The following is a 26339-nucleotide window of genomic DNA, read 5'->3' as shown; positions in this document are numbered from 1 at the left end:
TCAGCCGCAAGGGGATCGCTCGCATAGGCTAGGTGAACATGAAGATCGCTTTCGTAGGCAAGGGCGGCAGCGGAAAGACAACGCTGTCCTCTCTGTTCATCCGCCACCTCGCCGCCACCGACGCCCCCACCGTCGCCGTCGACGCCGACATCAACCAGCACCTGGGCGCAGCCCTCGGTCTGGATGAGGCGGAGGCCGCCGCACTGCCCGCGATGGGCGCCCATCTGCCTCTCATCAAGGAGTACCTGCGCGGGACGAACCCCCGGATCGCGTCCGCCGACACCATGATCAAGACGACCCCGCCCGGCGCGGGATCGCGGCTGCTCAGGATCGACGAGGACAATCCGGTCTACGCCGCCTGCGCCCGCACCGTGGAGTTCGAGCGCGGACGCGTGCGCCTGATGGCCACCGGCCCGTTCACCGAGTCCGACCTGGGCGTGGCGTGCTACCACTCCAAGGTGGGAGCGATCGAGTTGTGCCTCAACCACCTCGTGGACGGCCGCGACGAGTACGTCGTCGTCGACATGACGGCGGGCAGCGACTCGTTCGCGTCGGGGCTGTTCACCCGCTTCGACACGACGTTCCTCGTCGCCGAGCCGACGCGCAAGGGCGTCAGCGTCTACCGCCAGTACAAGGAGTACGCGCGCGACTTCGACGTCACCCTGCACGTCGTCGGCAACAAGGTCCAGGGGCCCGACGACCTCGACTTCCTGCGCGAGGAGGTGGGCGACGACCTGCTCGTCACCTTCGGCCACTCCGACTGGGTACGGGCGATGGAGAAGGGTCGTCCGCACCCGTTCGCGTCGTTGGAGGAGCACAACCGCCGCGCGCTGGAGGTGCTTCACGAAGCCGTGGACATCTCGTACGAGCGACGGGACTGGACGCGCTACACCCGCCAGATGGTGCACTTCCACCTGAAGAACGCGCAGAGCTGGGGCAACGCCCGGACCGGCGCCGACTTGGCCGCCCAGGTCGATCCCGCCTTCGTGCTGGGCGAGTTCGCCACCGGTGAGCCGCCGGTGCCTGCCCCGCAGCCCGCCTAGGCAGCCCGCCGCACGGAGGGCGGCCCTGCGGCGAGATAGCCCGGCCAGCCGCCCTCCGGCGCCCTGCCCACCCCCAGCGCGCGCAGCCGGGCCAGGACCGCCGGCTCCTGCGCGTCCAGCCAGTCGGCGAGCTGTTTGAAGGAGACGCAGCGGACGTCGGGCATGGGGCAGACGGTCTTGATGGTGTCCTCGACGGCGCGCATGTAGGTACCGCCGTTCCAGGACTCGAAGTGGTTGCCGACGAACAGCGGGGCGCGATTGCCCTGGTAGGCCCGGTAGAAGGCGGCGAGCAGGCCTCGGCGCATCTGCTCTCCCCAGGCGGCGTGCCGCGCCGGGTCGCCCCTGGTCGTCCCCGACTGGTTGGCGAGAAAGTTGTAGTCCATGGACAGCGTCTCGTAGGAGTGGCCGGGCATCGGGACTTGCTGGAGCGGGAAGTTCCAGATCCCGTCGGTCTTGTCCGGCCAGACCTGCAGGCCCCCGGACGAGCTGGCGTCGTAGCGGAAGCCCATCGCCTTGGCCGCAAGGAGGAGGTTCCGCTGTCCCTCCAGGCAGGGGGCCCGGCCTCCGACGAGTTCCCTGGCGTAGTCGAAGGGCAGCGGAGGCTCGTCGGCCAGCCCCGTGGTGGTCTTCCAGTGCTGGACGAAGTACCGGGCCTGCCGGGTCTCGCTGATCCACTCTTCTGTGGTCCAGGTGCCGACGCCGCCGTCGGGCCCGCAGAAGTGCCCGTTGAAGTGGGTGCCGACCTCGCTGCCCTCCAGCCAGGCACCGCGCAGCTGTTCGAGGGTGTTACGGATACCGTCGATGTCGTTGAAACCGATCTCCGACGCTCCACGCTGGTGGCGCGGCGGGGCGTACAGGGCACGCTTCTCCGCGGGCAGCAGGTAGACACCGCTGAGGAAGTACGTCATGGAGGCGCCGTACGCTCTGCCGACCGCCCGGAAGTGGGAGAACAGCCGCTGACCGTCCTCTCCCGCGCCGTCCCAGGAGAAGACAACGAACTGGGGTGGCGTGTCGCCGGGTTTCAGCCGCTCGGCTCTGGGCTGCCGCGGCTGCCGACCGGTGTAGGCGGTGGAGCCGTCGCCGATGAGCCGGACCGGGCCCGCGGGGTATCCCGGGCCGCCCCATCCCCGTCCGCTGTCAGCTCCCTGGCCTCCTGTGCAGGTGGCCGCCATGGCCAGTATCGCCGCGATGACGAACCCCGCAGTGACGTTTCTTCCCGCCGCCATGCCAGCACCTCGTCCTTCTCGCGCACAGCCCGGGAGCTCCGAGCGAATCAGTGCCAACCTGACATGACTCTGGAAAAAGGCAGAACATGATAAGCCATTTAAAATGACTATTCACTCGATCGAATGAATGCCCCCCTCATTGGCTCAAAAAATCTTCCCCATGACTTTACTTGGCATTACTATTCATTTACTAAGCCTTGAGGGTGACCGCCTCGAAGGCCAACTACCGCAGTACGCCGTGACCCACGGCCGCACCCTTGTCGGCTCGCGGCCGCGCAGCCCCGGAGGAGACGGGAATGCCGCAGCTCTTGGACCGGACCAGCCAGGCGTTAGGCCGCCGTCGCCTCTCCGTCTCGATCGCCGTCCTCGGGATCACCATGACCTCGGCCCTCGGCATCGGCCTGGCCACCGACACCGCAGCCTGGGCCGGGCTGACGGGGGTCGCGGTGGCAGGGTGCTGGCTCGCCCTGCTCGCCGCGCCGCGCGCCCGCACGGCGGGCACTCCCCGCACCACCCCTGGCGACAGCACCGCTGACGACGGCGCGGGGGACGGCTCCCGGCGCGCCCGGGCCGGGGCGTTCGGACGCCGCCGCACCCGCGCCCGCTGCCAGGCGGCATCAGCCGCGCAGGCAGATCGCCCGTGGACACCGTGGCGCGAGCGCCAGGAGGGAGAGGAGGACCAGGCCGAACCGACGACCACGCACGGCGAGGGCCATCTGCTGGGCGGTGTGAGCGCCTTCCAGCGGGACACCGCTCCGCTCGTGCGCGAGGAGCTGGCACGGCTCGCGCGCGAGGGTCAGCGCCCCACCCACCTCTTTCTGACCTGCGCCGACTCCCGCCTGGTCACCAGCATGATCACGGCGAGCGGTCCGGGAGACCTCTTCACCGTGCGCAACGTGGGCAACCTGATCCCGCCGCCCGGCTCTGAAGGAGGGTGCGACTCGGTGGGGGCGGCGATCGAATACGCGGTGGAGGTGCTGCGGGTCAGCGGCATCACGGTGTGCGGGCACTCCGGATGCGGCGCCATGCAGGCGCTGCTCGACTCCGCCGCGCCCGGCCCGAGGACAGCGGCGCCGAAGGCGGCCGTGCCTGGCGCAGTCCCGTTCACCGGCACGACGCCCGCCGGGTCTCCTGCGTCGGCGGGCACACCTGCCGGGTCCACCGCTCCTCCGGACTCGCCGACCGCCTCTTCCGCTGCCTTTTCCGCTGCCTCTCCCGCCGCCTCTCCGGACGCGCCCGCCACGCCGACGCCGCTCTCGCGCTGGCTGCTCCACGGCCGTCCGAGCCTGGCCCGCATGCAGCGCATCGGGCGGCTGGGCCGCGGTGAGGTCGCCCTGGCCAACCGGCCGGTGGCCGACGAGACCGAGCGGCTGGCGCTGGTCAACGTGATCCAGCAGCTCGACCACCTCAGGCAGCACCCGAGCGTGGCGCGTCGGCTGGCGGAGGGCGGACTGCAGCTGCACGGCATGTACTTCCACGTGGGCGAGGCACAGACATACATGCTGGACCCTGGCTCGGGCCGGTTCGCAGCCGTGCGCCCAGGACCGCGCCGCCGCGCCCGCCAGCCGGACCCGCGCGGCAGCGACCCCACCGGGCGCCGTACGCCGGACGTGCTGGATGCGGTATGAGATAGCGATCACCCACCACAGGTCTAGACCACCTTCGGGCCACCGCCCTTGTCACACCGCGCGGAGGCTGATGAGCTATCGCCTGGGACACATCAGGCACCCTGCGAATGGGAGAAGTCGTGAGCAACCAAAGCCTGGCCAACCTGCTTCGGGAGGAGCGTCGCTTCGCGCCGCCCGCCGACCTGGCCGCGCACGCCAACGTCACCGCGGAGGCGTACGAGCAGGCGAAGACCGATCGCCTGGGCTTCTGGGCGGCGCAGGCTCGTCGGCTGACCTGGTCCAGCGAGCCGGCCCAGACGCTCGACTGGTCCAAGCCTCCCTTCGCGAAGTGGTTCGCCGACGGCAAGCTCAACGTGGCGTACAACTGCGTGGACCGGCACGTGGAGAACGGGCTGGGCGACCGGGTTGCCCTGCACTTCGAGGGAGAGCCGGGCGACAGCCGCTCCCTGACCTACGCCGAGTTGCAGCGCGAGGTCTCCCGGGCCGCGCACGCCCTGACCGAGTTGGGCGTGCGCAGCGGGGACCGGGTGGCCCTCTACCTGCCGATGATCCCGGAGGCCGTCATCGCGATGCTGGCCTGCGCCCGCATCGGCGCGCCGCACTCCGTGGTGTTCGGCGGCTTCTCGGCGGACGCCCTGGCCACCCGCATCCAGGACGCCGACGCCCGAGTGGTCATCACCGCGGACGGCGGCTACCGCCGCGGCAAGCCGACCGCCCTGAAGCCCGCGGTCGACGAGGCCCTGACCCGCCCCGGTACGGAGAACGTGCGCAGCGTGCTGGTGATCCGCCGTACCGGGCAGGAGACGGCCTGGGCCGAGGGCCGCGACGTGTGGTGGCACGACCTGGTCGGCCGGCAGCCGGACCAGCACACGCCCGAGGCCTTCGACGCCGAGCACCCGCTGTTCATCCTCTACACCTCCGGCACGACCGGTAAGCCCAAGGGCATCCTGCACACCAGCGGCGGCTACCTGACGCAGATCTCCTACACCCACCACGCCGTCTTCGACCTCAAGCCCGAGTCCGACGTGTACTGGTGCACGGCGGATATCGGCTGGGTGACCGGCCACTCCTACATCGTCTACGGCCCGCTGTCGAACGGGGCGACCGAGGTGCTCTACGAGGGCACGCCCGACTCCCCGCACCAGGGCCGCTGGTGGGAGATCGTCCAGAAGTACGGCGTGACGATCTTCTACGCCGCCCCCACCGCGATCCGCGCCTGCATGAAGTGGGGCGACGACATCCCGGCCAAGTTCGACCTGTCCTCGCTGCGCATCCTCGGCTCGGTGGGGGAGCCGATCAACCCGGAGGCGTGGATCTGGTACCGCAAGCACATCGGCGCGGACCGGACGCCCGTGGTCGACACCTGGTGGCAGACGGAGACCGGCGGCATGATGATCACCCCGCTGCCCGGGGTCACCGCGACCAAGCCGGGTTCCGCCCAGGTGCCGCTGCCCGGCATCTCCGCGACGGTCGTCGACGACCAGGGCGTGGAGGTGCCCAACGGCTCCGGCGGGTACCTGGTCCTCACCGAGCCGTGGCCCTCCATGCTGCGCACCATCTGGGGCGACGACCAGCGTTACGTCGAGACCTACTGGTCCCGGTTCGAGGGGCGATACTTCGCGGGCGACGGCGCCAAGAAGGACGAGGACGGCGACATCTGGCTGCTCGGCCGGGTGGACGACGTGATGCTGGTGTCCGGGCACAACATCTCTACGACCGAGGTCGAGTCGGCCCTGGTGTCCCATCCGAAGGTCGCCGAGGCGGCGGTCGTCGGGGCGACCGATCCGCAGACCACCCAGGCCATCTGCGCTTTCGTGATCCTGCGCGGCGGGGCGGCCGAGGACGACGGGCTGGTGGAGGAGCTGCGCGCCCATGTCGCCAAGCAGCTCGGCCCGATCGCCAAGCCGAAGCGCATCCTGCCGGTGGCCGAGCTGCCCAAGACCCGCTCCGGCAAGATCATGCGCCGCCTGCTGCGCGATGTCGCAGAGAACCGCGCGCTGGGCGACGTCACCACGCTCACCGACTCCTCCGTCATGGAGCTCATCCAGAAGAAGCTGCCCTCTGCCGCCAGCGAGGACTGATCAGCCGCCCGGACTGATCAGCCACTCGGGCGGGCAGAGGTAGCGGCCGGCGGGCCAGCCGTCCGGGACCAGGCCAGGAAAGGGGGTACGGGCGCCGGGCAGCGGAGGCGCCCGTACGTCTTCCGGACTACAGTGGGGTCTGCTCGCGTCAAGGACACGACAAAAATCCGCGACGCGCTTGCGTGAGTCCGTGACAACAGCTCGTTGGCGCGCCGGGAAGTCTGGTCGGCACACACCGTGCGTACACCCGTACGTACGTCCGTCCGCCGACCCCAGGAGGCCTCACCATGGCCGCGCCCGAGAACCGCTCCGAAAACCGGTCCGGCGGCCGTCCCGCTTCCCGCGCCGACCGCCCTCGCGCCGACCGCCCCCGGCCGGACACTCCCGAGACGGCCCGGACAGCCAAGGCGGCCGAGACGTCCGGAGCGGTTTCCGGCCTGCGCTCCGGGGCCCGGAAGTTCCTCGCCCGGCAGTCGCTGCCCGAGCGGACGTTCGTCACCGACGCGTTGCGCACGGAGACGGTCGGCGGTGTGATCCTCCTCGTCGCCGCGATCGCCGCGCTGATCTTCGCCAACACGCCGCTGTCCGGCGGATACCACGACCTCAGGGACTTCACGCTCGGCCCGGAGGCGCTGCACCTGCGGCTGACGGTCGGGGCCTGGGCCACGGACGGTCTGCTGACGCTGTTCTTCTTCGTCGCGGGGATCGAGCTGAAGCGCGAGCTGGTCGCGGGAGAGCTGCGCGACCCGCGGGCGGCCGCCCTGCCGGTGATCGCCGCGATCTGCGGTATGGCCGTGCCGGCCGTCGTCTATACGGTCGTCAACACCGCGGGCGGCGGCTCTCTCAAGGGCTGGGCCGTGCCCACCGCCACCGACATCGCCTTCGCGCTCGCCGTGCTCGCCGTCCTGGGCACGGCGCTGCCCGCCGCCCTGCGCGCCTTCCTGCTCACCCTGGCCGTCGTCGACGACCTCTTCGCCATCCTGATCATCGCGATCTTCTACACGACGGACATCGACTTCGCGGCCCTGGGCCTGTCCGCCGTGGGTCTGGCCGTCTTCTGGCTGCTGCACCGCAGGGGCGTGCGCGGCTGGTACGTGTACGTGCCGCTGGCCCTGGTCATCTGGTCGCTGATGCACGCCAGCGGCGTGCACGCCACCGTGGCGGGCGTGGCCATGGGCCTGATGCTGCGCTGCACCGTGCGCGAGGGCGAGCAGCGCTCCCCCGCCGAGCGCATCGAGCACCGGGTGCGGCCGCTGTCGGCGGGCCTGGCCGTGCCGGTGTTCGCCGTGTTCGCCGCCGGGGTGTCGGTCTCGGGGGACTCCGTCGCGGAGGTGTTCTCCCGGCCGGAGACGCTGGGCGTGGTCCTCGGCCTCGTCGCGGGCAAGACCGTCGGCGTCTTCGGCGGCTCCTGGCTGGCGGCCCGCTTCACCCGGGCCGAGCTGAACGAGGACCTGGCCTGGGCCGACGTGTTCGCCGTCGCCTCCCTCGCCGGGATCGGCTTCACCGTCTCGCTCCTCATCGGCGAGCTGGCCTTCCCCGGCGAGCCGGCGCTGGCCGACGAGGTGAAGACGGCCGTGCTGCTCGGCTCGCTGATCGCGGCCGTCCTCGCGGGAGTGCTGCTGAAGCTGCGTAACAACAGGTACCGCAGGCTGTGCGACGAGGAGGAGCGCGACGAGGACCACGACGGCATCCCGGACGTCTACGAGCTGCACAACCCGGAGTACCACCTGCGGATGGCCGCCATCTACGAGGAGAAGGCCGCCGAGCACCGCCGGCTTGCCGAGGCAGCAGGGTCGCGGCACTCCGGTGAGGATGGTCCGGCATGATCTGAGAGGCTTGACCGCCCGACGGACACCCCGGCAGGCGCCTGACGACGGACACCCGGCGGGATATCCCCGAGGGACATCCCCGGCACCCGGCAGGGCACCGGACCGCGCCGGAGAGGAGTAGCTCCGGCGCGACAGCCAGGCATGACAGCTCGGCACGAGAGCACGAGAACAGAAGAGCACGAACGCAGCAGAGCCAAGAGCAGCAAGAACGTGAGGAGATGGTGATGAGCGCAGCCGACGAGGGCGGCAACCGCACCCTCGGCCAGCTGGTGGCCACGGCGACCACCGAACTGTCCGCCCTGGTGCACGACGAGATCGCCCTGGCCAAGGCCGAGCTGCGGGACGGCGCCAAGCGCGCCGCCATCGGCAGCAGCGCCGGGATCGTGGCCGGGGTGCTGGTCCTCTTCTCCCTGCCGGTGCTGAGCTTCGCGCTCGCGTACGGCTTCCACGCCTGGACCGACCTGCACCTGGGCTGGTGCTTCCTGATCGTCGGCGTCCTGTACTGGCTGCTGGCCGGAGCGCTGGGCGGCCTCGCGTACGCCAAGATCCGCAAGGTGCGGCCGCCGCGGAAGTCCATCAGGGAGGCGAAGGAGACGGCCGCGGTGCTCGGAAACGTCAAACCGCACCCGCGCGCGGCCCTGAATGGCGGCCCGGCCCCCCGGGATGTGACACGCTCGTCCGCATGACGGCCCTCGACAGCTTCGATCCGGTCGTACGCCCGCCCGGACCGTGGACCCACCGGGACGTGGCGGCCAACGGCGCCCGCTTCCACATCGCCGAGCTGGGTGACGGCCCACTGGTGCTGCTGCTGCACGGGTTCCCGCAGTTCTGGTGGTGCTGGCGGCACCAGCTCGGCGCTCTCGCCGCCGCCGGCTACCGCGCGGTCGCGATGGACCTGCGCGGAGTCGGCGGCAGCGACCGTACGCCCCGGGGGTACGACCCGGCCAACCTCGCCCTCGACATCACCGGTGTGATCCGCTCGCTCGGCGAGCCCGACGCCGCGCTCGTCGGCCACGACCTGGGCGGATATCTGGCGTGGACGGCCGCGGTGATGCGGCCGAAGCTGGTGCGGCGGCTGGCGGTGTCGTCCATGCCCCACCCGCGGCGCTGGCGGTCGGCGATGCTCGCGGACGTGCGGCAGACCGCGGCGAGCTCGCACATCTGGGGGTTCCAGCGGCCGTGGCTGCCCGAGCGGCGGCTGGTCGCGGACGACGCGGCCGCCGTGGGCCGGCTGATCCGGGACTGGTCGGGCCCCCGGGCGCTGGAGGACGCGGCCGTGGAGGTCTACCGGCGGGCGATGACGATCCCGTCGACGGCGCACTGCTCGATCGAGCCGTACCGCTGGATGGTGCGGTCGCTGGCGCGGCCGGACGGCATCCAGTTCAACCGCCGCATGAAGCGGCCGGTGCGGGTGCCGACGCTGCACCTGCACGGGTCGCTGGATCCGGTGATGCGGGTGCGCAGCGCCGCGGGCTCCGGGGAGTACGTGGAGGCGCCCTACCGCTGGCGGCTGTTCGACGGCCTCGGGCACTTCCCCCACGAGGAGGACCCGGCCGCCTTCACCACCGAGCTGATCAACTGGCTCCGTGACCCCGAGCCGGACCGCTGACCCTGTACGGGGCCCCGTCCGAACACGCGTTTCACCGCTCTGCCACTTGCCCCGCGCATAGGCCAATTGCCTCACGGCCCGGCGATTACGGATCGCGGACCCCGGGCACAGTCCGGGGTATGGGCTGGACGCACGACTACCGTGACGCACCAAGCGACCGCGGCCCCGACGCCGCCGCTGCCGACGCCGCGCTGAGCGTGTCCGACCGGGGCCGTTCCTCGGACCGTCCCGGAGGCCGCAGCACCGACATCGGCATTCCGCGCATCATCCGCCGCCGCGCCCGCTGGGTGTCGGCGCGGCTGCGCCACCCTCGCGGTCGCTGATCACATCTGACCAAGACCGACACGCCGCCACCCCCGCGGCGTGACCATGCCGCGCGCCGTCCGGGGCACGCCGCCGTACGCCCGGGACACGCCCGGTAAGCGGTGCGCGCGCTCCTGTACGCGCCCGTGCGCCCCTACGTACGGGCACGCCGGACCCACCGGCCCGCGGCACGGTACGGCCCGCCCGCCGCCGGAGCGCACACCGGCGCCCGCGCGCCGCCCCGCGCCCTCACGCGCCGGCCTCCCCGTACCGCGCGCCTCGACACGCCCGGTGCGTACGCCGCGCCCGCACGCGCACGCGCCGGTCCGCTACATCGCGCACCCCTGCGTGTCGACCCGCCGGTGCGCGGCGCGCCCCTCGACGGCGTCTTCGCGCACCTCGTCCGCGGTCAGCGCGTAGCCGGTGTTCGCGTCGTCCAGGGACTTGGCGAAGACCACCCCGTACACCCGCCCCTGCGGGGTGATCAGCGGCCCGCCCGAGTTGCCCTGCCGCACCGTCGCGTACAGCGAGTACACGTCGCGGTGCACGGTGCCGCGCCGGTAGATGTCCGGGCCGTTGGCCTGGATACGGTCGCGGACGCGGGCAGAGCGCACATCGAAGCCGCCGTTCTCCGGGTAGCCGACGACGATGGCGCTGTCGCCGCTGCGCGCGTCGCCCTGGGCGAACCGCAGCGCGGGCGCGGGCAGCGACGGCACGTCCAGGACGGCGATGTCGCGCTTCCAGTCGTAGAGCACCACCCTGCCGTCGTAGAGCCGGCCCTCACCGCCTATCTGCACGGTCGGCTCGTCCACGCCGCCGACCACGTGGGCGTTGGTCATGACCCGGTCCGGCGCGAACACGAAGCCGCTGCCCTCCAGCACCTTGCCGCAGCCGGGCGCGGTGCCGACCACCTTCACCACGCTCTGCCGCGCGCGGGCGACCACCGGGCTGCCCGCGAGCGCCGGGTCGGGCGGCGGAACGTCGGTGATGTGCTCGTTGGCGAAGGGGGAGAAGACCTGCGGGAAGCCGTTCTGCGCGAGGGCCGAGGAGAAGTCGTTGAACCAGGTGTCGGCCTCCTGCGGCATCACCCGGGACACGCCCTGCAGCACCTTCGAGGAGCGCACCTCGCGGCCCAGGGTGGGCAGCGTGGAGAAGGACAGCGCGGTGCCCAGCAGCCAGGCGACCAGCAGCATCGCGACGACGTTCACCAGCGCGCCACCGGTGGCGTCCAGGGCGCGCGCGGGCGACCAGGTGATGTGCCGGCGCAGCTTGCCGCCCAGGTGGGTGGTGGCGGCCTGGCCGATCGAGGCGCACACGATCACCAGCATGACCAGCACGATCGAGGCGACCGTGCCCGGCGAGGCGTTGTCCGAGGCCTCGTCCCAGATGACGGGCAGCAGGTAGACGGCGAGCAGGCCGCCGCCGAGGAACCCGATCACCGACAGCACGCCGACGACGAACCCCTGGCGGTAGCCGACGACCGCGAACCACACCGCGGCGAGCAGCAGCAACACGTCCAGCACGTTCACCGGCACACCGTCTCACGCACGGCGGCCGAGCGGGACGCGCCGGGACCGGTCCCAGGGCCGCTCCCACCCCGCGAAGTGCAGGATCCGGTCGATGACACCGGCCGTGAACCCCCACACCAGGGCTCCGCCGACCGAGAACGACGGGCCCTGGTAGCCGCTCGGGTGCACGGTGACTGCCCGGTTGGCGGGGTCGGTGAGGTCCGCGACGGGCACGGTGAACACCCGGGCCGTCTCGCCCGGGTCCACCGGCGCCACCGGGCTCGGCTCGCGCCACCAGCCCAGGACGGGCGTGACGACGAAGCCGCTCACCGGGATGTACAGCCGCGGCAGCACGCCGAAGACCTGCACTCCCGCCGGGTCCAGGCCGGTCTCCTCGGCCGCCTCCCGCAGCGCCGCGCGCACCGGGCCGGGGCCGTCCGGGTCGCCGTCCTCCGGGTCGAGCGCGCCGCCGGGGAAGGACGGCTGGCCCGCATGGGAGCGCAGCGAGCCGGCCCGCTCCAGCAGCAGCAGCTCAGGCCCGTACGCGCCGTGCCCGAACAGGACCAGCACCGCGGACGGGCGGCCGCCCTCCTCCGGCGGCAGGAACCGGCTGAGCTGCCGGCCCTCGATCGTCTCCACCGCCCGCGCCACCGGCTCCAGCCACTGCGGCAGCCCGTGTGCGCTGATGGCGGCCTCTTCGCCGAACGTGCTCGTCACTCAGGCCCCCAGCGGGGCGGCGGGCCTACCCGGGTAGTCGGCCGGCGGCCGCAGCCGCTGCCCGGGCTGGCCGCCCAGCTCGTACTTCAGCAGCTTCCCGGCCTTCTCCGGGTCGGTCTCCCCCTCGCCGTACGACGGGCACAGCGGCGCGATCGGGCAGGCGCCGCAGGCGGGCCGGCGCGAGTGGCACGTGCGGCGGCCGTGGAAGATGATCCGGTGCGAGAGCATCGTCCACTCGCTCTTGGGGAACAGCTCGGCCACCTCCGCCTCGACCTTGTCCGGGTCCTCCTGCGCTGTCCACTTCCAGCGCCGCACCAGCCGCCCGAAATGGGTGTCAACGGTCAAACCGGGTACGCCGAACGCGTTCCCCAACACAACATTGGCCGTCTTACGGCCGACACCGGGCAGCGTCACCAGGTCGGCGAGGCGGCCGGGCACCTCGCCCCCGAACCGGTCGCGCAGCGCGGTGGACAGGCCGATCAGGGACCTGGCCTTGGCGCGGAAGAAGCCGGTCGGCCGGATCAGCTGCTCCAGCGTCTCGGGATCGGCCGCGGCCATGTCCTCGGGCGTGGGGTAGGCGGCGAAGAGGGCGGGGGTGGTCTGGTTGACGCGCAGGTCGGTGGTCTGGGCGGACAGGACGGTGGCCACCAGGAGCTGGAAGGGGTTGTCGAAGTCCAGCTCGGGGTGGGCGTACGGGTACAGCTCGGCCAGCTCGCGGTTGATCCGCCGGGCGCGGCGGACCAGGGCCAGCCGCGACTCGGCCCGCGCGACGGGCCGGGTGACGGCGACCCGGTCTGCCGCCTGGGCCGCCGCGACGCGCGCCCGGGAGGCACCGGTACGCGCGCGGGGGACGCCGTCCGCGGCGGCGGCCCGTACGGCGGCACCCTCGGGGACCTCGGCGGCACCGGCCGCGACGTCCTCGCAGGCCCCGGCCGGTCCGCATGGTGGAGCCGCTGGGGCCTGCCGGGCAGCACTGCTCCTTTTACCCGCCTTTGCCGCTTTCACGGCAGCCGCGGGGCTCTGTTCGCCCACAGCAGAATCCCGAGGTACGCTCACCCGTCCGGCCCCCTTGCCCTGTGCTCTCACCGGCCTATTGGACACCCGGCAAGCCTAAGCCCCGCCACCGACATCCGCCCCGGCCGCCGGAAATCGCCGATCCAATCCGACCCCTGGCGTACGGACCCGGGGGCGGGTGCGTCAGACTTGTGATTGATCGCACTGCATAACCGTCCGGCATGATGGGGATCCACGGTCCCCTGTGCAGGTCGACAAGGAGAGTTCTTGTGGACGACGTTCTGCGGCGCGCCCCGCTCTTCGCGGCGCTCGATGACGAGCAGGCCGCTGAGCTGCGCGCCTCGATGAATGACGTCACCCTGGCCCGGGGTGACGCGCTCTTCCACGAGGGGGACCCCGGCGACCGCCTGTACGTGGTCACCGAGGGCAAGGTGAAGCTCCACCGCACTTCTCCGGACGGCCGCGAGAACATGCTGGCCGTGCTCGGCCCCGGCGAGCTGATCGGCGAGCTGTCGCTGTTCGACCCGGGTCCGCGCACCGCCACCGCCACCGCTCTCACCGAGGTCAAGCTGCTCGGCCTCGGCCACGGCGACCTCCAGCCCTGGCTCAACGCGCGCCCCGAGGTGGCCAGCGCGCTGCTGCGCGCCGTCGCCCGCCGCCTGCGCAAGACCAACGACCAGATGTCCGACCTGGTCTTCTCCGACGTTCCCGGCCGGGTGGCCAGGGCTCTCCTGGACCTGTCGCGCCGCTTCGGCGTGCAGTCGGAGGAGGGCATCCACGTGGTGCACGACCTGACCCAGGAGGAGCTGGCCCAGCTCGTCGGCGCCTCGCGCGAGACCGTCAACAAGGCGCTCGCCGACTTCGCGGGCCGCGGCTGGCTGCGCCTGGAGGCGCGGGCCGTGATCCTTATGGACGTCGAGCGGCTGGCCAAGCGGTCGCGCTGAGCAGCCCTTCCGCTCCGGCCGGCCCCTACCCGGCCGGCTGGGCGCAAGCCCGCATGCGGCCGACCGGGGCAGGGCGCCCGCGCGGTCAGATCAGGCCACGCTCGCGCAGGTAGTCGAGCTGGGCCCGTACGGACAGCTCGGCGGCCGGCCACAGCGACCGGTCCACGTCCGCGTAGACGTGCGCGACCACCTCCGACGGCGTGCGGTAGCCGTTCTCGACCGCCGTCTCCACCTGCGCGAGGCGGTTGGCGCGGTGCGCCAGGTAGTACTCCAGCGCCCCGCGCGCGTCGTCGAGTACGGGCCCGTGGCCCGGCAGCACCGTGCTCACCCCGTCGCCCACTGTCAGCGAACGCAGCCGCCGCAGCGAGTCCAGGTACTCGCCCAGCCGGCCGTCCGGGTGCGCGACGATCGTCGTGCCGCGCCCGAGCACCGTGTCTCCGGTGAGGATCGCGCCGTCGGCCGGGAGGTGGAAGGACAGCGAGTCGGAGGTGTGCCCGGGCGTGGGGACCACCCGCAGCTCCAGGCCGCCGGTGGTGACCACGTCGCCCGCGCCCAGGCCCTCGTCCCCGAGCCGCAGCGCCGGGTCCAGGGCCCGTACGGGCGTACGGGTCAGCTCGGCGAAGCGCGCCGCGCCCTCCGCGTGGTCCGGGTGGCCGTGGGTGAGCAGGGTCAGGGCGACGCGCCTGCCCGCCCGCTCGGCGGTGGCGACGACCTCGGCGAGGTGGGACTCGTCGAGCGGTCCGGGGTCGATGACGACGGCGAGCTCGGAGTCCGGCTCGGAGACGATCCAGGTGTTGGTGCCGTCGAGGGTCATGATCGAGGGGTTCGGGGCGAGCACGCATATGGTGCGGTCGGTGGCGGGGCCGCTGACGGTGCCCCCGCGCGGCTGCCCGGGCAGAGCGGCTGCGTAGGTCATGAGGTGGTGTCCCCCGTCGTGGTCGTGGTCGTGGGGTCGGTGGGCCGGCGCGCGGCGGACGGGTCCTGGTCCGCGGGTCGGCGGTCGGAGTGGGCCGGGTCGACGGCCCCGGTACACGCCTCCGACGTACCGACGGTAACGTCCATGCCTCCGGCACCGGCCGCACCGCCCGCACCGCCCCCGACACCGGGCGCGCCGGAAGCGCCCTCCCCGCCGCCGAACCGCGCGGTGAACTCCGCGTAGCCCGGCCAGCTCAGCACGATCTCCGCGCCGTCGAGCCGCGCGCGGGCCAGCACCGGCGCCAGGTCCCGCTCCCCCGCCGCGGCCAGCGCCGCCGCGACCGTGCCGTACGGCTCCAGCTCGCGCAGCGTCGCGATGGTCGGCGGCAGCATCAGCAGCTCGCCCCGGTCGTAGCCGGCGGCCGCGTCCCGTGGCCGGATCCAGACGGTACGGTCCGCCTCGGTCGAGGCGTTGCGCGTACGCTGCCCGGCCGGCAGCGCGGCCACGAAGAACCAGGTGTCGTAGCGGCGCGGCTCGAACTCCGGCGTGATCCAGCGCGCCCAGCCGCCCAGCAGGTCCGAGCGGAGCACCAGGCCGCGCCGCTGGAGCAGGTCGGCCAGGGACAGCTCACGCGCGGCGAGCGCGGCCCGGTCGGCCTCCCAGTCCGCTCCCGTGGTGTCCGCGACGACCGTGTCCGGCGCCGGTCCGGCGAGCAGCACGCCCGCCTCCTCGAACGTCTCGCGGACCGCCGCGCACACGATGGCCTGCGCCGCCGTCCGGTCCGCGACACCGAGCCGGTCCGCCCATGCCTGGCGCGACGGCCCCGCCCAGGCGACCTCCCGCTCGTCGCGGGGGTCCACCGAACCGCCCGGATACGCGTACGCGCCTCCGGCGAAGGCCATGGAGGCGCGCCGGCGCAGCATGTGCACGGCGGGCCCGCCGGTCCCGTCCCGCAGCAGCAGCACGGTGGCCGCCCGGTGCGGCGGCACGGGCGTCAGCTCGCCGGACGACAGCCGCCTGACGCGCTCGGACCACTCGGGCGGGTACGACTGGCCGCTCGTAGGGGACATGGCCGGATGGTATGCGGTCGCGCGGAAGTGGCCGCAGGGACCCCCGGCCGGGGCGCCGGGCCGGGGGCGGGTCCGGGGGCCGGATGCCGCGTGGGCGTTCCAGGCGGGCGTCGGCACGCGCGGGGCCGAGGGCAGGCGTCGGCACGCACGGGAACAGTCGGCACGCGCGGGACGGCAGCGGCAGGCGTCGGCACGCGCGGGACGGCGACAACGCCTGGCCGCCTGCTCCGGGGCTCCTCGGGCCGTCAGGCCCCCGCGGCGTCCTCCGCCAGTTCCACCACGATCTCCACCTCGACCGGCGCGCCCAGCGGCAGCTCCGCCACGCCCACCGCGCTGCGCGCGTGCACGCCCCGGTCACCGAACGCCGCGACCAGCAGGTCGCTGGCGCCGTTGGCGACCGCGGGCTGGCCGGTGAAGCCGGGCGCGGACGCGACGAAGCAGAGGATCTTCACCACGCGCGTGACGGCGTCCAGGCCGACGACCGACCCGACGGCGGCCAGCGCGTTCAGCGCGCAGGTGCGCGCCAGCGCGTTCCCCTCCTCCGGGGTCACCTCGGCGCCGACCTTGCCGCTGGCCGCCAGCGCGCCGTCGACCAGCGGAATCTGGCCGGAGGTGTGGACGTAGCGGCCGGTACGCACGGCAGGGACGTACGAGCCGGCGGGCGCCGGAACCTTCGGCAGGGCGAGTCCCAGCCCGGCGAGCCGCGCCTCGACCGCGCTCCCGCCGCTCACGCGGCCTTCTCCCGCTTGAGGTAGGCCACCAGCTGCTCGGGGTTGTTCGGCCCCGGCACGACCTGGACGAGCTCCCAGCCGTCCTCTCCCCAGGTGTCCAGAATCTGCTTCGTGGCGTGGACGAGCAGCGGCACGGTCGCGTATTCCCACTTGGTCATGGGCCCGACTGTAGTGCCTGTACGCGCGGGCCCGTTGCGTAGCCCGTACGGCAACTGGTTAGGCTCGCGCTGTGAGCAGGCTCCACGTCGTCAGCGGCAAGGGCGGGACCGGTAAGACCACGGTCGCCGCCGCCCTCGCGCTGGCCCTCGCCGCAGACGGCAGGCGCACCCTTCTGGTGGAGGTGGAGGGGCGGCAGGGCATCGCCCAGCTCTTCGAGACCGAGGCGCTGCCCTACGAGGAGCGGAAGATCGCGACGGCGCCGGGCGGCGGCGAGGTGCACGCGCTGGCGATCGACCCCGAGTTCGCCCTGCTGGACTACCTGCACATGTTCTACAAGCTGGGCAGTGCGGGGCGCGCCCTGAAGAAGCTCGGCGCGATCGACTTCGCGACGACCATCGCGCCCGGCCTGCGGGACGTCCTGCTGACCGGCAAGGCGTGCGAGGCGGTGCGCCGCCGCGGCAGGGACGGCCGCTACGCCTACGACGCGGTGGTCATGGACGCCCCGCCCACCGGCCGGATCACCCGCTTCCTGAACGTCAACGACGAGGTGGCGGGCCTGGCCCGTACCGGCCCGATACACAAGCAGGCGCAGGCCGTCATGCGCGTCCTGAAGTCTCCCGAGACGGCGGTCCACCTGGTGACGCTGCTGGAGGAGATGCCGGTCCAGGAGACCGCGGACGGGGTGGCGGAGCTGCGCGCCGAGGGCCTGCCCACGGGCGCCGTCGTCATCAACATGGTGCGGCCCGCCCTGCTGGACCAGTCGGCCATAGAGACCGTGCTGAGCGCGGCGAACGGGACGCGGCGCGGGCGCGGCAAGGCCGCCGGGAACGGCTCCGGGAAGACCGCGGGGAACGGCTCCGGGAAGACCACCGGGGACGGCTTGGGCGCCGGGGCCGCGCGGTGGACCGCCGAGGAGCGCACCGCCCTCGCCAAGGCCCTGTCGCAGGCGGGCCTGGGCGGCGCGCGCCGCGGCGGGCTGGCCGAACGCCTGGTCGACCCGCTGCTGGAGCAGGCAAGGGAGCACGCGGAGCGCGTCACCCTGGAGCGCGCGCAGCGGGCCGAGCTGGCCCGCCTGGGACTGCCCACCCACGAGCTGGAGCAGCTGACGGACGGCGTCGACCTGGCCGGGCTGTACCGGCTGGCGGCGGACCTGCGCAAGCAGTGGCCGGCGTGAGCGGCGGCGCGGCGGGGACCGCCCGGCAGGAGCCGCCGCACGCGGCCGCTCCCGGGCGCGTGCGTCGTACGTCCGTAAGGCCGACGAGCGCCGTACGCGGCAGTACGGACGACCACGCGCGTGCCGACGACGCCCGCGCGTGCCGACGACGCCTTGCGCGCGCCGACGACCACGCGCGGACCGGCGGCCCGCGCGTGCCCACACGGAAACCGGCCGTACGCGCGTGCCGCGGACGGTGGCGGGAGCATGACCGCATGAGGGGCGTACGGGGCACGAAGGGCACGAGCGCATCGCGGGAGACGGCATGACCATGGACGTGGCACCCCGGCTGGAGGTCGACGCGCTGCTGGACGACCCGGCGACCCGCATCGTCGTCTGCTGCGGCGCCGGAGGCGTGGGCAAGACCACGACGGCCGCCGCCCTGGGCGTACGGGCGGCGGAGCGCGGCCGGAAGGTCGTGGTGCTGACCATCGACCCGGCGCGCAGGCTCGCCCAGTCCATGGGCATAGGCTCGCTCGACAACACCCCGCGCCGCGTCGAGGGCATCGACGCGGCGGCGGGCGGTGAGCTGCACGCCATGATGCTCGACATGAAGCGGACCTTCGACGAGTTCGTCGAGGCGCACGCCGACGCCGAGCGGGCCCGCGCGATCCTGGCGAACCCCTTCTACCAGTCGCTTTCGGCCGGTTTCGCGGGCACGCAGGAGTACATGGCCATGGAGAAGCTCGGCCAGCTCCGGGCCCGCGACGAGTGGGACCTGATCGTGGTCGACACCCCGCCGAGCCGGTCGGCGCTGGACTTCCTGGACGCGCCCAAGCGCCTGGGGTCCTTCCTGGACGGCAGGTTCATCCGGGTGCTGATGGCCCCGGCGAAGGTGGGCGGCCGGGCGGGGCTGAAGTTCCTGAACGTGGGCGTGTCGATGATGACCGGCACGGTCAGCAAGGTCCTCGGCGGGCAACTGCTGCGCGATGTGCGGACCTTCGCGGCCGCCATGGACACGATGTTCGGGGGCTTCCGCACCCGCGCGGAGGCGACCTACCGGTTGCTCCAGGCGCCCGGTACGGCCTTCCTGGTGGTGGCCGCGCCGGAGCGGGACGCGGTGCGCGAGGCGGCGTACTTCGTGGAGCGGCTGGCCGCGGAGCGCATGCCGCTGGCCGGGCTCGTCCTGAACCGGGTGCACGGCAGCGGCGCGGCGCAGCTCTCGGCGGAGCGGGCGCTGGCGGCGGCGGAGATCCTGCTGGAGGGGTCCGGCGGGTCGGACCGGGCAGGCGCCGCCAGCTCCTCCGACGATGCCTCAGGTGGCGGCGGGTACACGGCCGACCGCAATGACAGCGGCGAGAACGGCGAAAGTGAGCAAGAAAATCTTGGCCGGGCCCGCATGGCCGATCACTTTTCCGGGAATGTTGATAAACGGAACATTGAAGCGGCGCCGGTTCCCGATCCCGACCACGCCCCCGACCCCGACTCCGGTCGCGACCCCGACGGCTCCCCCACGTCGGCAGAGCGGCTCGCGGCGGGCCTGCTGCGGCTGCACGCGGAGCGCATGCAGGTGCTCGCGCGCGAGCAGCGCACGCATGACCGCTTCACGGCGCTGCACCCCGAGGTCCCACTCGTCCAGGTGACCGCACTCCCGGGCGACGTGCACGACCTCGCGGGCCTGCGGGCCGTCGGCGACCGGCTCGCGGCCCAGCCGGTCAGCGCCTGAGCCGCCGTCAGGCGCCACGCGGGAGCGGCGACGGCCAGGACGGCGCTGCGGGCCGCGTAGGGCCGGCTGGGGACGGCGAAGCGCCCGGCGCCGAACCACTGGAGGCATCGAGAAGCGGACGCACGGAGAAGAGCGCGCGCCAAAAAGCACCGCACCTGGACCGGAGAAGTTGCGACGCGAGAACGACAAAAACCCCGAAGTCAGGCAGACATGGACTCTTGCGGCAGACCGCTATCAGCCGGATGCCGACAGGCCGCCCGTACTCCCCGGCCCACACGCCCCCGACTCCCAGGACACATCCCGCGCGCGACGCGACCGGCCAGCCGAAGCCGACACGCGGCGAAGCAGCGCACGGCGGACCGGCGCATGGCGAATCGGCGCGCGGCGGGCCACGGGCGGGCCGCCGACCGGCGGTGGCGCGACGGCTCGGCTAACCGACGGCCGCGTACCGCTCGTATTCTTCGTCGTCGGTGGGCAGTATCCCCGCGCTGCGCTCGTATTCGAGGCGTGCGGTCTCCAGCAGCCTCCGCCAGGAGGACACCGTCGGGCGCCGGCGCAGCAGCGCCCTGCGCTCGCGCTCGGTCATCCCTCCCCACACGCCGAACTCGACGCGGTTGTCCAGGGCGTCGGCAAGACATTCGGTGCGCACCGGACAGCCGGTGCAGACCGCTTTGGCCCTGTTCTGTGCCGCGCCCTGAACGAAAAGTTCATCCGGATCCGTGGAACGGCAGGCCGCCTGCGCGCTCCACTCGCTTACCCAGCCCATGCTGGCGCCGTCCTCTCCCGAATCGAGCTCCCGAATCGAGGCTCCCCCACGGCGACAAACGGCATATTCACCGTCGCCAGTTGAGGACGTTACGGAAGGCGGCCAGGGCGCAACACCCCCTGCGGGCCCAATCTTGAATGGCCCGAACGGACTATGGGTACGCGGCAGATCACCCAACGGAGTGAGCTGGCGGCATATACCGAATACTCGGGCGAACCAGGGCACAACACCCGCGCCGGGTCGAAAATCACATGACATGCGCCGGTTAATCCCGACATGACTCAACACTCACTTGAGTGACAAGCAAGCCGGTGTGGAGCCGCACACATGTGACTGGCGGGAAACAGCCTAGGCGAACAAGCCGCCCCCTGTCCCGTGAATCACCTCGCAGCCTCCGTTGTCAGAGGGAGAAAGTAGGCTTCGTGTCATGGGTAGGAAGCGCTCGGGCGGGAGCCTGTCCGTCACGCAGCAGGCCGCGAGGTTCCTCGGCGTCAGCGTTCTGGCCGGGGCCGTGCTGGCGGGGCTCGTGCTGCCCGCCGTCGGAGCCCTCGGCCTCGCGGCCAAGGAGACCGTGGAGGAGTTCGACTCGATCCCGGCCAACCTCAAGCGGCCGCCGCTGAGCCAGCGGACCACGATCCTCGACGCCCGGGGCGGCGAGATCGCCCAGGTCTACTCGCGCGACCGCACCATCGTCAGCCTGAAGGACGTCTCGCCGTACATGCGCAAGGCCATTGTGGCCATCGAGGACGCGCGCTTCTACGAGCACGGGGCGATCGACCTCAAGGGCGTCCTGCGCGCCCTGAACGAGAACGCGCAGAACGGCGGCGTGTCCGAGGGCGCCTCGACCCTGACCCAGCAGTACGTGAAGAACGTCTTCGTGGAGGAGGCGGGCGACGACGCGGACAAGTTCGCCGAGGCCACCCGGCAGACCATAGGCCGCAAGATGAAGGAGCTGAAGTACGCCATCCAGGTCGAGAAGGAGCTCGGCAAGGACCGCATCCTGGAGAACTACCTCAACATCACCTTCTTCGGCGAGCAGGCGTACGGCGTCGAGGCGGCCTCCCAGCGGTACTTCAGCACGCACGCCAGGGACCTGGACCTGGAGCAGTCCGCGCTGCTGGCCGGCATCGTCCAGTCCCCCAGCCGCTACGACCCCCTGGCCAACGCCGGGGAGGCCAAGGCCCGCCGCGACACCGTGCTCCAGCGCATGGCCGACGTGGGCGACATCTCCCAGGCCCAGGCCGACGCGGCGAAGCGCAAGCCCCTCGGCCTGAAGGTCAGCAAGCCCAAGCACGGCTGCATCGCCGCCTCCGACGGCGCGGGCTTCTTCTGCGACTACGTCCGCGAGATATTCCTCAGCGACCCGGCCTTCGGCCGCACGCGCGAGGAGCGCGCCACCCGGTGGAACGAGGGCGGCCTGACCATCCGCACGACCCTGGACCCGCAGGCCCAGCGGTCGGTCCAGGCCGCGATCCACAGGTACGTCTACCAGTCCGACCCGGTCGCCGCGGCGGTCACGCTGGTGGAGCCGGGCACCGGGAAGGTGCTGGCCATGGGCCAGTCCCGGCCGTACGGCTTCGGGGACCACCAGACGCAGATCAACCTGTCCGCCGACAAGGCCATGGGCGGCTCGAACTACGGCTTCCAGACCGGCTCGACCTTCAAGCCGATCACCGCGGCGGCGGCCCTGGAGCGGGGCACCAAGCCGTACCAGCGGTACCCGTCCCCGTACGAGATGGAGTACCCGAGCCCGGTGACCACGTGCCAGGGCATGTGGCGCAACGACCAGTACGACCCCGAGACCGTCAGGAACGAGAACCGCAGCGAGGTCGGCCCGTACAACCTGAGGGACGCGCTCGCGAAGTCGGTCAACACCTATTTCGTGCAGCTCATCAGCGAGGTCGGGGTCTGCCCGGTGACGGACCTGGCCGCGAAGATGGGCATGCGGCCCGCCGACGGCACCAAGCTGAAGCAGGTCCCGTCCATCACGCTCGGGTCCATGACCATGTCCCCGCTGACGATGGCGGGCGCGTACGCCACCTTCGCCAACCGCGGGGTGTACTGCTCGCCGGTCTTCATCGAGTCGATCACCGGGCCGGGCGGCAAGGCGCTCAAGGTCCCGCGGTCCAGCTGCACGCGCGCGATGTCGGAGAAGACCGCCGACACGATCAACACCCTGCTGCGCGGCGTGGTCGAGGACGGCACCGGCCGCCAGGCGGGCCTGAAGACCCGGCCGAACGCGGGCAAGACCGGCACCGCGGACGAGCGGAAGGCCGCCTGGTTCGTCGGTTACACGCCGAACATGGCGGGCGCGGTCTGGCTCGGCGGCCCCGGCGCGAAGAGCGTCGAGATGGTGGACATCACCGTCGGCGGCGTCTACCACGACAAGATGTACGGCGGCGCCACCCCGGGCTCGATCTGGAAGGAGGCGATGACCGGCGCGCTGGTGGGCAAGCCGGCGCCGAACTTCCAGACCGTGTCGATCAAGGACCCGCGCGCGGACCAGCACCGCCCACGCCCCGACGACCGCCACAAGGACGACGACAAGCAGGATGACGGCGGAGACGGCGGCCAGGACGACGGCCCGTGGCCGGACGTGAGCCTGCCGCCCAGCGACCAGCCCAGCGACGGCGTGGTGGGCGGCGACGACGGCTGGCTGACGGGCGGGACCGGAAACGGCGGCAACGGCAACGGCGGGGACAACGGCAACGGGACCGGGGAGAGCGACAACGGCGGCTGGTGGCCGTAGCCCCGCGCCTAAGCCCCCGCCGGACAGCACGCAGGCGCCCCGGTGCGCGGAAGCCGCGCACCGGAACACCCGGCCGCTCCCGGCAGCCGACGGCGCCAGCGGCAGGACCGACGGCCCAACCATCCGGACAGACGACAGCCCCACCATCCGGACAGACGACCGCCTCACGAGCCGCACAGACGACAGCCCCACCGTCCGAACAACGGCACACAGCACGCCCGGGATGACACCCGGCCGCCCGGGCTCACCCCTCGGCGAGCCGCCGCTTCACCGCGGCGGCCACCCGGCCGCCCTCGGCCCGGCCTGCCACCTTCGGGTTCACGATCTTCATCACGGCGCCCATGGCCCGCGGCCCCTCGGCCCCGCCGGCCACGGCCTCCGCGACCGCCTCGGCGACCAGCGCGGCCAGCTCCTCGTCCGTCAGCTGCTTCGGCAGGTACTCGGCGAGCACCACGCCCTCGGCCTGCTCCCGCTCGGCCGACTCGGCGCGCCCGCCCTGCGTGAACGCCTCGGCCGCCTCCCGCCGCTTCTTCGCCTCACGCGTGATGATCTTCTCCACCTCGGCGTCGGACAGCTCACGGGCGCTCTTGCCCGCGACCTCCTCCCGCTGGATCGCGGTGAGAGTCAGCCGGAGAGTGGACGAGCGCAGCTCGTCACGGGCCTTGATCGCGGCCGTGAGGTCGTCCTGGAGCCTGGACTTGAGCGTGGTCATGGCGTCGAGTCTGCCAGGCGTGGCCGAGAATCACCCGTCGATTTCACCCCTGTCCGGCTTCTGCCACGATGGGGCCATGCGCGCTCGATACGCAGGACCCCTGGGATTCACGGCGGCGTGCGCGGCGGGCCTCGCCTACGCCGCCTGCTACGAAGTCCGCGCCTTCCGGCTACGACGAGTGACCGTCCCCGTCCTGCCCCCGGGGATGCGACCCCTGCGGGTCCTCCAGGTGTCCGACATCCACATGGTCCGCGGCCAGCGAAAAAAGCAGCGCTGGCTGCGGTCGCTCGCCGGCCTGCGCCCCGACTTCGTGATCAACACGGGCGACAACCTCTCGGACCCCGAGGGCGTCCCGGAGGTGCTGGACGCGCTCGGCCCGCTGCTGGAGTTCCCCGGCGCGTACGTCTTCGGCTCGAACGACTACTACGGCCCCAAGCTGCGCAATCCCGCCCGCTACCTCATCGAGAAGGCCAGCGGCCGCCACGGCCTCAACGGCAACCCGCCCACCGTCGGCGCCATCCACAACCCGTGGGAAGACCTGCGCGACGCCTTCGACGCGGCCGGCTGGGTCGGCCTGTCCAACGCCCGCGGCCGCCTGAAGCTCGACGGCGCCGAGATCGCGCTGACCGGCCTGGACGACCCGCACATCCGCCGCGACCGGTACGGCAAGGTGGCGGGCGGCCCGGACACCGGCGCCGACCTCTCCCTGGCCGTGGTCCACGCCCCGTACCTGCGCGTCCTCGACGCCTTCACCGCCGACCGCTATCCCCTGATCCTCGCCGGCCACACCCACGGCGGCCAGCTGTGCCTCCCCTTCTACGGCGCCCTGGTCACCAACTGCGACCTCGACACCCGCCGGGTCAAGGGCCTGTCCACCCACCAGGCCGGCGGCCACACCTCCCACCTGCACGTCTCCGCAGGCTGCGGCACCAACCGCTACACCCCGGTCCGCTTCGCCTGCCCCCCCGAGGCCACCCTGCTCACCCTCACGGAACCCCCCGCCTGACCCGGCGCTCCGACCTGCGACAGCTCTGGCGCGGCGGCCGGCCACGGCACGAAAACCGGATTTCGCCCAGCGGCGCGGGTCCGCTAGAGTAGACCTCGCTGCTTCGGGGTGTAGCGCAGCTTGGCAGCGCGCTTCGTTCGGGACGAAGAGGTCGTGGGTTCAAATCCCGCCACCCCGACTGAGAAGCACCAGGTCAGGGGCCTGATCCGCTCAGCGGGTCGGGTCCCTGAGTGGTTCCTGGGGCCATTTTGGGAGCCATTTGGGAACCGACTTCGGGATGCGGCTCCCCTGGCGGCCACTCTTCGAGATCAGGAGCTGGTCGGCACACGCCGCCCGACGGTCGGCTACCCCCCATCGCCGGGCTCAGCGGGCGGCGGCACGGCATAGTCGTGGCCGCTGCCAGTCCAGCGCCCCACGACCCGCCACACCTCGTAGTGCAGGAGCCACTCCGAGGCCCTCGGCAGGATCGTGTGTGAAAGGAGCATGTCCTCCACTCCCCAGGCAGATGCAGGCACAGGTCGCCGTCGGCATGGACATGCGGCAAGGCGGTGGCACGCGGATGCAGAGCCAGGGGCGGGTCGATGACCATCACGCGCGGTCGGTGTCGGTGCCGGTAGGTGATCCGTACCGTGTAGCGCCTGCTGGAGGGGGTGGGCTGGAGGAAGACCGTGCAGACGAGCTCACGGGACCCGTCCCCGGGTGCTGGACACCTCTAAGCCCGGCCCCGCCAGGGGCCGGGGAGGAGGGATCTCTTATGGTGATGCCGCGTTTGCGCAGCCAGGGCAGGGTGTCGGCGGAGTGGTACGCCTTGTCGGCGCGGAGCTTGCCGGGGCGCCGGCGGCGGGGGCCGCGCCGGGATCGCACGGCCGGTATCCCCTTCACCAGGGGCTTGAGGCCCAGGCTGTCATGGGTGTTCGCGCCGGAGACGCCGACCACCAGCGGGATGCCCTGGGCCTCGGACAGCACGTGCAGCTTGCTGCCGGGTTTGCCGCGGTCGACCGGGTTCGGCCCGGTCAGCGTGCCCCCCTTTCCGCCCGCACCAAGGCGGCATCGACGATCACCGACCTCCAGTCCAGCTCGCCCCGCGCGCCGAGTTCGTCCAGCACCGCCCTGTGCAGCCGACGCCACAGGCCCGCCTCCGTCCAGGCGGAGAACCGGCGGTGTGCGGTGGCCGGCGAGACACCGAATGTCGGCGGCAGAAGCCGCCAGGCACACCCGCTGGTCAGCACGTACACCACGGCGGTGAACACCGCCCGCTCATACAGCGGCGCAGTACCACCGCCCTGGCGACGCGGCGTGAAAGACGGCAGCAACGGCGCGACCAGGCCCCACAACCTGTCCGGAACCAGCCGCTGCCACAGATCAGCACCCACGAAGAGCAATGATGCCGCAGCTCACTCCAACACCATGTGAGACACCGTCTAAGCTTGTTCTTTAAGGTCTGACCTC

At 72.4% G+C, this 26339-nt stretch carries 22 protein-coding genes, 1 tRNA gene and 2 pseudogenes; 13 read left to right on the top strand and 12 right to left on the bottom strand.

Annotated features, from left to right (window positions below):
• Positions 1–38 precede the first annotated feature (38 nt).
• A complete protein-coding gene (locus RKE29_RS00555; RefSeq protein ID WP_312002930.1) occupies positions 39–1043 on the top strand; it encodes an ATP-binding protein in 1005 nt (334 codons plus the stop codon).
• Here RKE29_RS00555 and RKE29_RS00550 read toward each other — a convergent pair.
• On the bottom strand, positions 1040–2269 hold the full coding sequence (locus tag RKE29_RS00550; RefSeq protein ID WP_312002929.1) for a hypothetical protein: 1230 nt from the start codon (positions 2267–2269) through the stop codon (positions 1040–1042). The two genes, RKE29_RS00555 and RKE29_RS00550, sit on opposite strands and share 4 nt — an antisense overlap.
• 716 nt (positions 2270–2985) lie before the next feature.
• Between RKE29_RS00550 and RKE29_RS00545 the strand changes: the two are divergent.
• The 6 genes and pseudogenes from RKE29_RS00545 to RKE29_RS00520 all read left to right on the top strand — a co-directional run.
• Positions 2986–3897: pseudogene (locus RKE29_RS00545) on the top strand (carbonic anhydrase); the annotation flags it as partial.
• 119 nt (positions 3898–4016) lie between these two features.
• Entirely contained in the window at positions 4017–5978 is a 1962-nt protein-coding gene (acs, locus tag RKE29_RS00540) for an acetate--CoA ligase (RefSeq protein ID WP_312002928.1), read from the top strand.
• Between the two features lie 287 nt (positions 5979–6265).
• Complete coding sequence (gene nhaA, locus RKE29_RS00535) at positions 6266–7804, top strand: Na+/H+ antiporter NhaA (protein ID WP_312002927.1); 1539 nt, start codon at positions 6266–6268, stop codon at positions 7802–7804.
• Positions 7805–8031: 227 nt separating this feature from the next.
• Complete coding sequence (locus tag RKE29_RS00530) at positions 8032–8493, top strand: phage holin family protein (protein ID WP_312002926.1); 462 nt, start codon at positions 8032–8034, stop codon at positions 8491–8493.
• Positions 8490–9416 carry an alpha/beta hydrolase gene (locus RKE29_RS00525; RefSeq protein ID WP_312002925.1) on the top strand — a complete coding sequence of 309 codons (927 nt, stop codon included), beginning with the start codon at positions 8490–8492 and terminating at the stop codon, positions 9414–9416. The genes RKE29_RS00530 and RKE29_RS00525 overlap by 4 nt, the downstream gene beginning before the upstream one ends.
• Before the next feature lie 119 nt (positions 9417–9535).
• A complete protein-coding gene (locus tag RKE29_RS00520) occupies positions 9536–9739 on the top strand; it encodes a hypothetical protein (RefSeq protein WP_312002924.1) in 204 nt (67 codons plus the stop codon).
• Positions 9740–10048: 309 nt separating this feature from the next.
• On the opposite strand, the gene RKE29_RS00515 is transcribed toward RKE29_RS00520, so the two are convergent.
• The 3 genes from RKE29_RS00515 to nth are packed head-to-tail and all read right to left on the bottom strand — an operon-like array spanning position 10049 to position 12949.
• Positions 10049–11248, bottom strand: a complete 1200-nt coding sequence (locus tag RKE29_RS00515) for a MarP family serine protease (RefSeq protein ID WP_312002923.1) — start codon at positions 11246–11248, stop codon at positions 10049–10051.
• A 12-nt stretch (positions 11249–11260) separates the two neighbouring features.
• The gene (locus RKE29_RS00510; protein WP_312002922.1) at positions 11261–11944 is read right to left on the bottom strand and encodes a CoA pyrophosphatase; all 684 of its coding nucleotides are present in this window, start codon (positions 11942–11944) and stop codon (positions 11261–11263) included.
• The gene (gene nth / locus RKE29_RS00505; RefSeq protein WP_312002921.1) at positions 11945–12949 is read right to left on the bottom strand and encodes an endonuclease III; all 1005 of its coding nucleotides are present in this window, start codon (positions 12947–12949) and stop codon (positions 11945–11947) included.
• A 278-nt stretch (positions 12950–13227) separates the two neighbouring features.
• Here nth and RKE29_RS00500 point away from each other — a divergent pair, with 278 nt between their 5' ends.
• Entirely contained in the window at positions 13228–13902 is a 675-nt protein-coding gene (locus RKE29_RS00500) for a Crp/Fnr family transcriptional regulator (protein WP_312002920.1), read from the top strand.
• An 85-nt stretch (positions 13903–13987) separates the two neighbouring features.
• Here the strand turns inward: RKE29_RS00500 and RKE29_RS00495 are convergent, their stop codons facing one another.
• The 4 genes and pseudogenes from RKE29_RS00495 to RKE29_RS00480 form a co-directional block, all read right to left on the bottom strand.
• A complete protein-coding gene (locus RKE29_RS00495; RefSeq protein WP_312002919.1) occupies positions 13988–14818 on the bottom strand; it encodes an MBL fold metallo-hydrolase in 831 nt (276 codons plus the stop codon).
• 227 nt (positions 14819–15045) lie between these two features.
• Positions 15046–15888, bottom strand: a pseudogene (locus tag RKE29_RS00490) (NUDIX hydrolase); the annotation flags it as partial.
• 245 nt (positions 15889–16133) lie between these two features.
• Positions 16134–16619 (bottom strand): RidA family protein, encoded by a 486-nt coding sequence (locus tag RKE29_RS00485; RefSeq protein ID WP_312002918.1) that lies wholly within the window; start codon positions 16617–16619, stop codon positions 16134–16136.
• Positions 16616–16777 (bottom strand): DUF4177 domain-containing protein, encoded by a 162-nt coding sequence (locus RKE29_RS00480; protein WP_014178397.1) that lies wholly within the window; start codon positions 16775–16777, stop codon positions 16616–16618. Before RKE29_RS00480 ends, RKE29_RS00485 begins: the two co-directional genes overlap by 4 nt.
• 71 nt (positions 16778–16848) lie before the next feature.
• Here RKE29_RS00480 and RKE29_RS00475 point away from each other — a divergent pair, with 71 nt between their 5' ends.
• Together RKE29_RS00475 and RKE29_RS00470 are read left to right on the top strand one after the other, a co-directional pair.
• The gene (locus tag RKE29_RS00475; RefSeq protein WP_312002917.1) at positions 16849–17952 is read left to right on the top strand and encodes an ArsA-related P-loop ATPase; all 1104 of its coding nucleotides are present in this window, start codon (positions 16849–16851) and stop codon (positions 17950–17952) included.
• 304 nt (positions 17953–18256) lie between these two features.
• Complete coding sequence (locus RKE29_RS00470) at positions 18257–19657, top strand: ArsA family ATPase (RefSeq protein ID WP_312002916.1); 1401 nt, start codon at positions 18257–18259, stop codon at positions 19655–19657.
• Between the two features lie 430 nt (positions 19658–20087).
• Here RKE29_RS00470 and RKE29_RS00465 read toward each other — a convergent pair whose 3' ends face one another.
• Complete coding sequence (locus tag RKE29_RS00465; protein ID WP_312002915.1) at positions 20088–20423, bottom strand: WhiB family transcriptional regulator; 336 nt, start codon at positions 20421–20423, stop codon at positions 20088–20090.
• A gap of 427 nt (positions 20424–20850) precedes the next feature.
• Here RKE29_RS00465 and RKE29_RS00460 point away from each other — a divergent pair, with 427 nt between their 5' ends.
• Positions 20851–23172, top strand: coding sequence for a transglycosylase domain-containing protein (locus RKE29_RS00460; RefSeq protein WP_312002914.1), 2322 nt, complete (start codon positions 20851–20853; stop codon positions 23170–23172).
• A gap of 244 nt (positions 23173–23416) precedes the next feature.
• On the opposite strand, the gene RKE29_RS00455 is transcribed toward RKE29_RS00460, so the two are convergent.
• The gene (locus RKE29_RS00455; RefSeq protein ID WP_312002913.1) at positions 23417–23884 is read right to left on the bottom strand and encodes a GatB/YqeY domain-containing protein; all 468 of its coding nucleotides are present in this window, start codon (positions 23882–23884) and stop codon (positions 23417–23419) included.
• 76 nt (positions 23885–23960) lie between these two features.
• Here RKE29_RS00455 and RKE29_RS00450 point away from each other — a divergent pair, with 76 nt between their 5' ends.
• Positions 23961–24890, top strand: coding sequence for a metallophosphoesterase (locus tag RKE29_RS00450; RefSeq protein WP_312002912.1), 930 nt, complete (start codon positions 23961–23963; stop codon positions 24888–24890).
• A 104-nt stretch (positions 24891–24994) separates the two neighbouring features.
• Positions 24995–25068 (top strand) — tRNA-Pro (locus RKE29_RS00445).
• Positions 25069–25478: 410 nt separating this feature from the next.
• Here the strand turns inward: RKE29_RS00445 and RKE29_RS30745 are convergent.
• Complete coding sequence (locus tag RKE29_RS30745) at positions 25479–26018, bottom strand: transposase (protein WP_369016012.1); 540 nt, start codon at positions 26016–26018, stop codon at positions 25479–25481.
• Complete coding sequence (locus RKE29_RS00440; RefSeq protein WP_312002911.1) at positions 25904–26263, bottom strand: transposase; 360 nt, start codon at positions 26261–26263, stop codon at positions 25904–25906. Before RKE29_RS00440 ends, RKE29_RS30745 begins: the two co-directional genes overlap by 115 nt.
• Positions 26264–26339: the final 76 nt, after the last annotated feature.

The organism is Streptomyces sp. B1866, assembly GCF_031932565.1.
GTDB lineage: Bacteria > Actinomycetota > Actinomycetes > Streptomycetales > Streptomycetaceae > Streptomyces.
This window is presented reverse-complemented; position numbering and strand designations above follow the sequence as displayed.

Bases quoted from the DNA above. Each gene is read 5' to 3' on its own strand.
- nhaA (WP_312002927.1), top strand. From the start codon at position 6,266: ATGGCCGCGCCCGAGAACCGCTCCGAAAACCGGTCCGGCGGCCGTCCC.
- RKE29_RS00550 (WP_312002929.1), bottom strand. From the start codon at position 2,269: ATGGCGGCGGGAAGAAACGTCACTGCGGGGTTCGTCATCGCGGCGATA.
- RKE29_RS00480 (WP_014178397.1), bottom strand. From the start codon at position 16,777: ATGACCAAGTGGGAATACGCGACCGTGCCGCTGCTCGTCCACGCCACG.
- RKE29_RS00525 (WP_312002925.1), top strand. From the start codon at position 8,490: ATGACGGCCCTCGACAGCTTCGATCCGGTCGTACGCCCGCCCGGACCG.
- RKE29_RS00455 (WP_312002913.1), bottom strand. From the start codon at position 23,884: ATGACCACGCTCAAGTCCAGGCTCCAGGACGACCTCACGGCCGCGATC.
- RKE29_RS00520 (WP_312002924.1), top strand. From the start codon at position 9,536: ATGGGCTGGACGCACGACTACCGTGACGCACCAAGCGACCGCGGCCCC.
- RKE29_RS00470 (WP_312002916.1), top strand. From the start codon at position 18,257: ATGACCATGGACGTGGCACCCCGGCTGGAGGTCGACGCGCTGCTGGAC.
- RKE29_RS00530 (WP_312002926.1), top strand. From the start codon at position 8,032: ATGAGCGCAGCCGACGAGGGCGGCAACCGCACCCTCGGCCAGCTGGTG.
- RKE29_RS00465 (WP_312002915.1), bottom strand. From the start codon at position 20,423: ATGGGCTGGGTAAGCGAGTGGAGCGCGCAGGCGGCCTGCCGTTCCACG.
- RKE29_RS00460 (WP_312002914.1), top strand. From the start codon at position 20,851: ATGGGTAGGAAGCGCTCGGGCGGGAGCCTGTCCGTCACGCAGCAGGCC.
- RKE29_RS00495 (WP_312002919.1), bottom strand. From the start codon at position 14,818: ATGACCTACGCAGCCGCTCTGCCCGGGCAGCCGCGCGGGGGCACCGTC.
- RKE29_RS00555 (WP_312002930.1), top strand. From the start codon at position 39: ATGAAGATCGCTTTCGTAGGCAAGGGCGGCAGCGGAAAGACAACGCTG.
- RKE29_RS00450 (WP_312002912.1), top strand. From the start codon at position 23,961: ATGCGCGCTCGATACGCAGGACCCCTGGGATTCACGGCGGCGTGCGCG.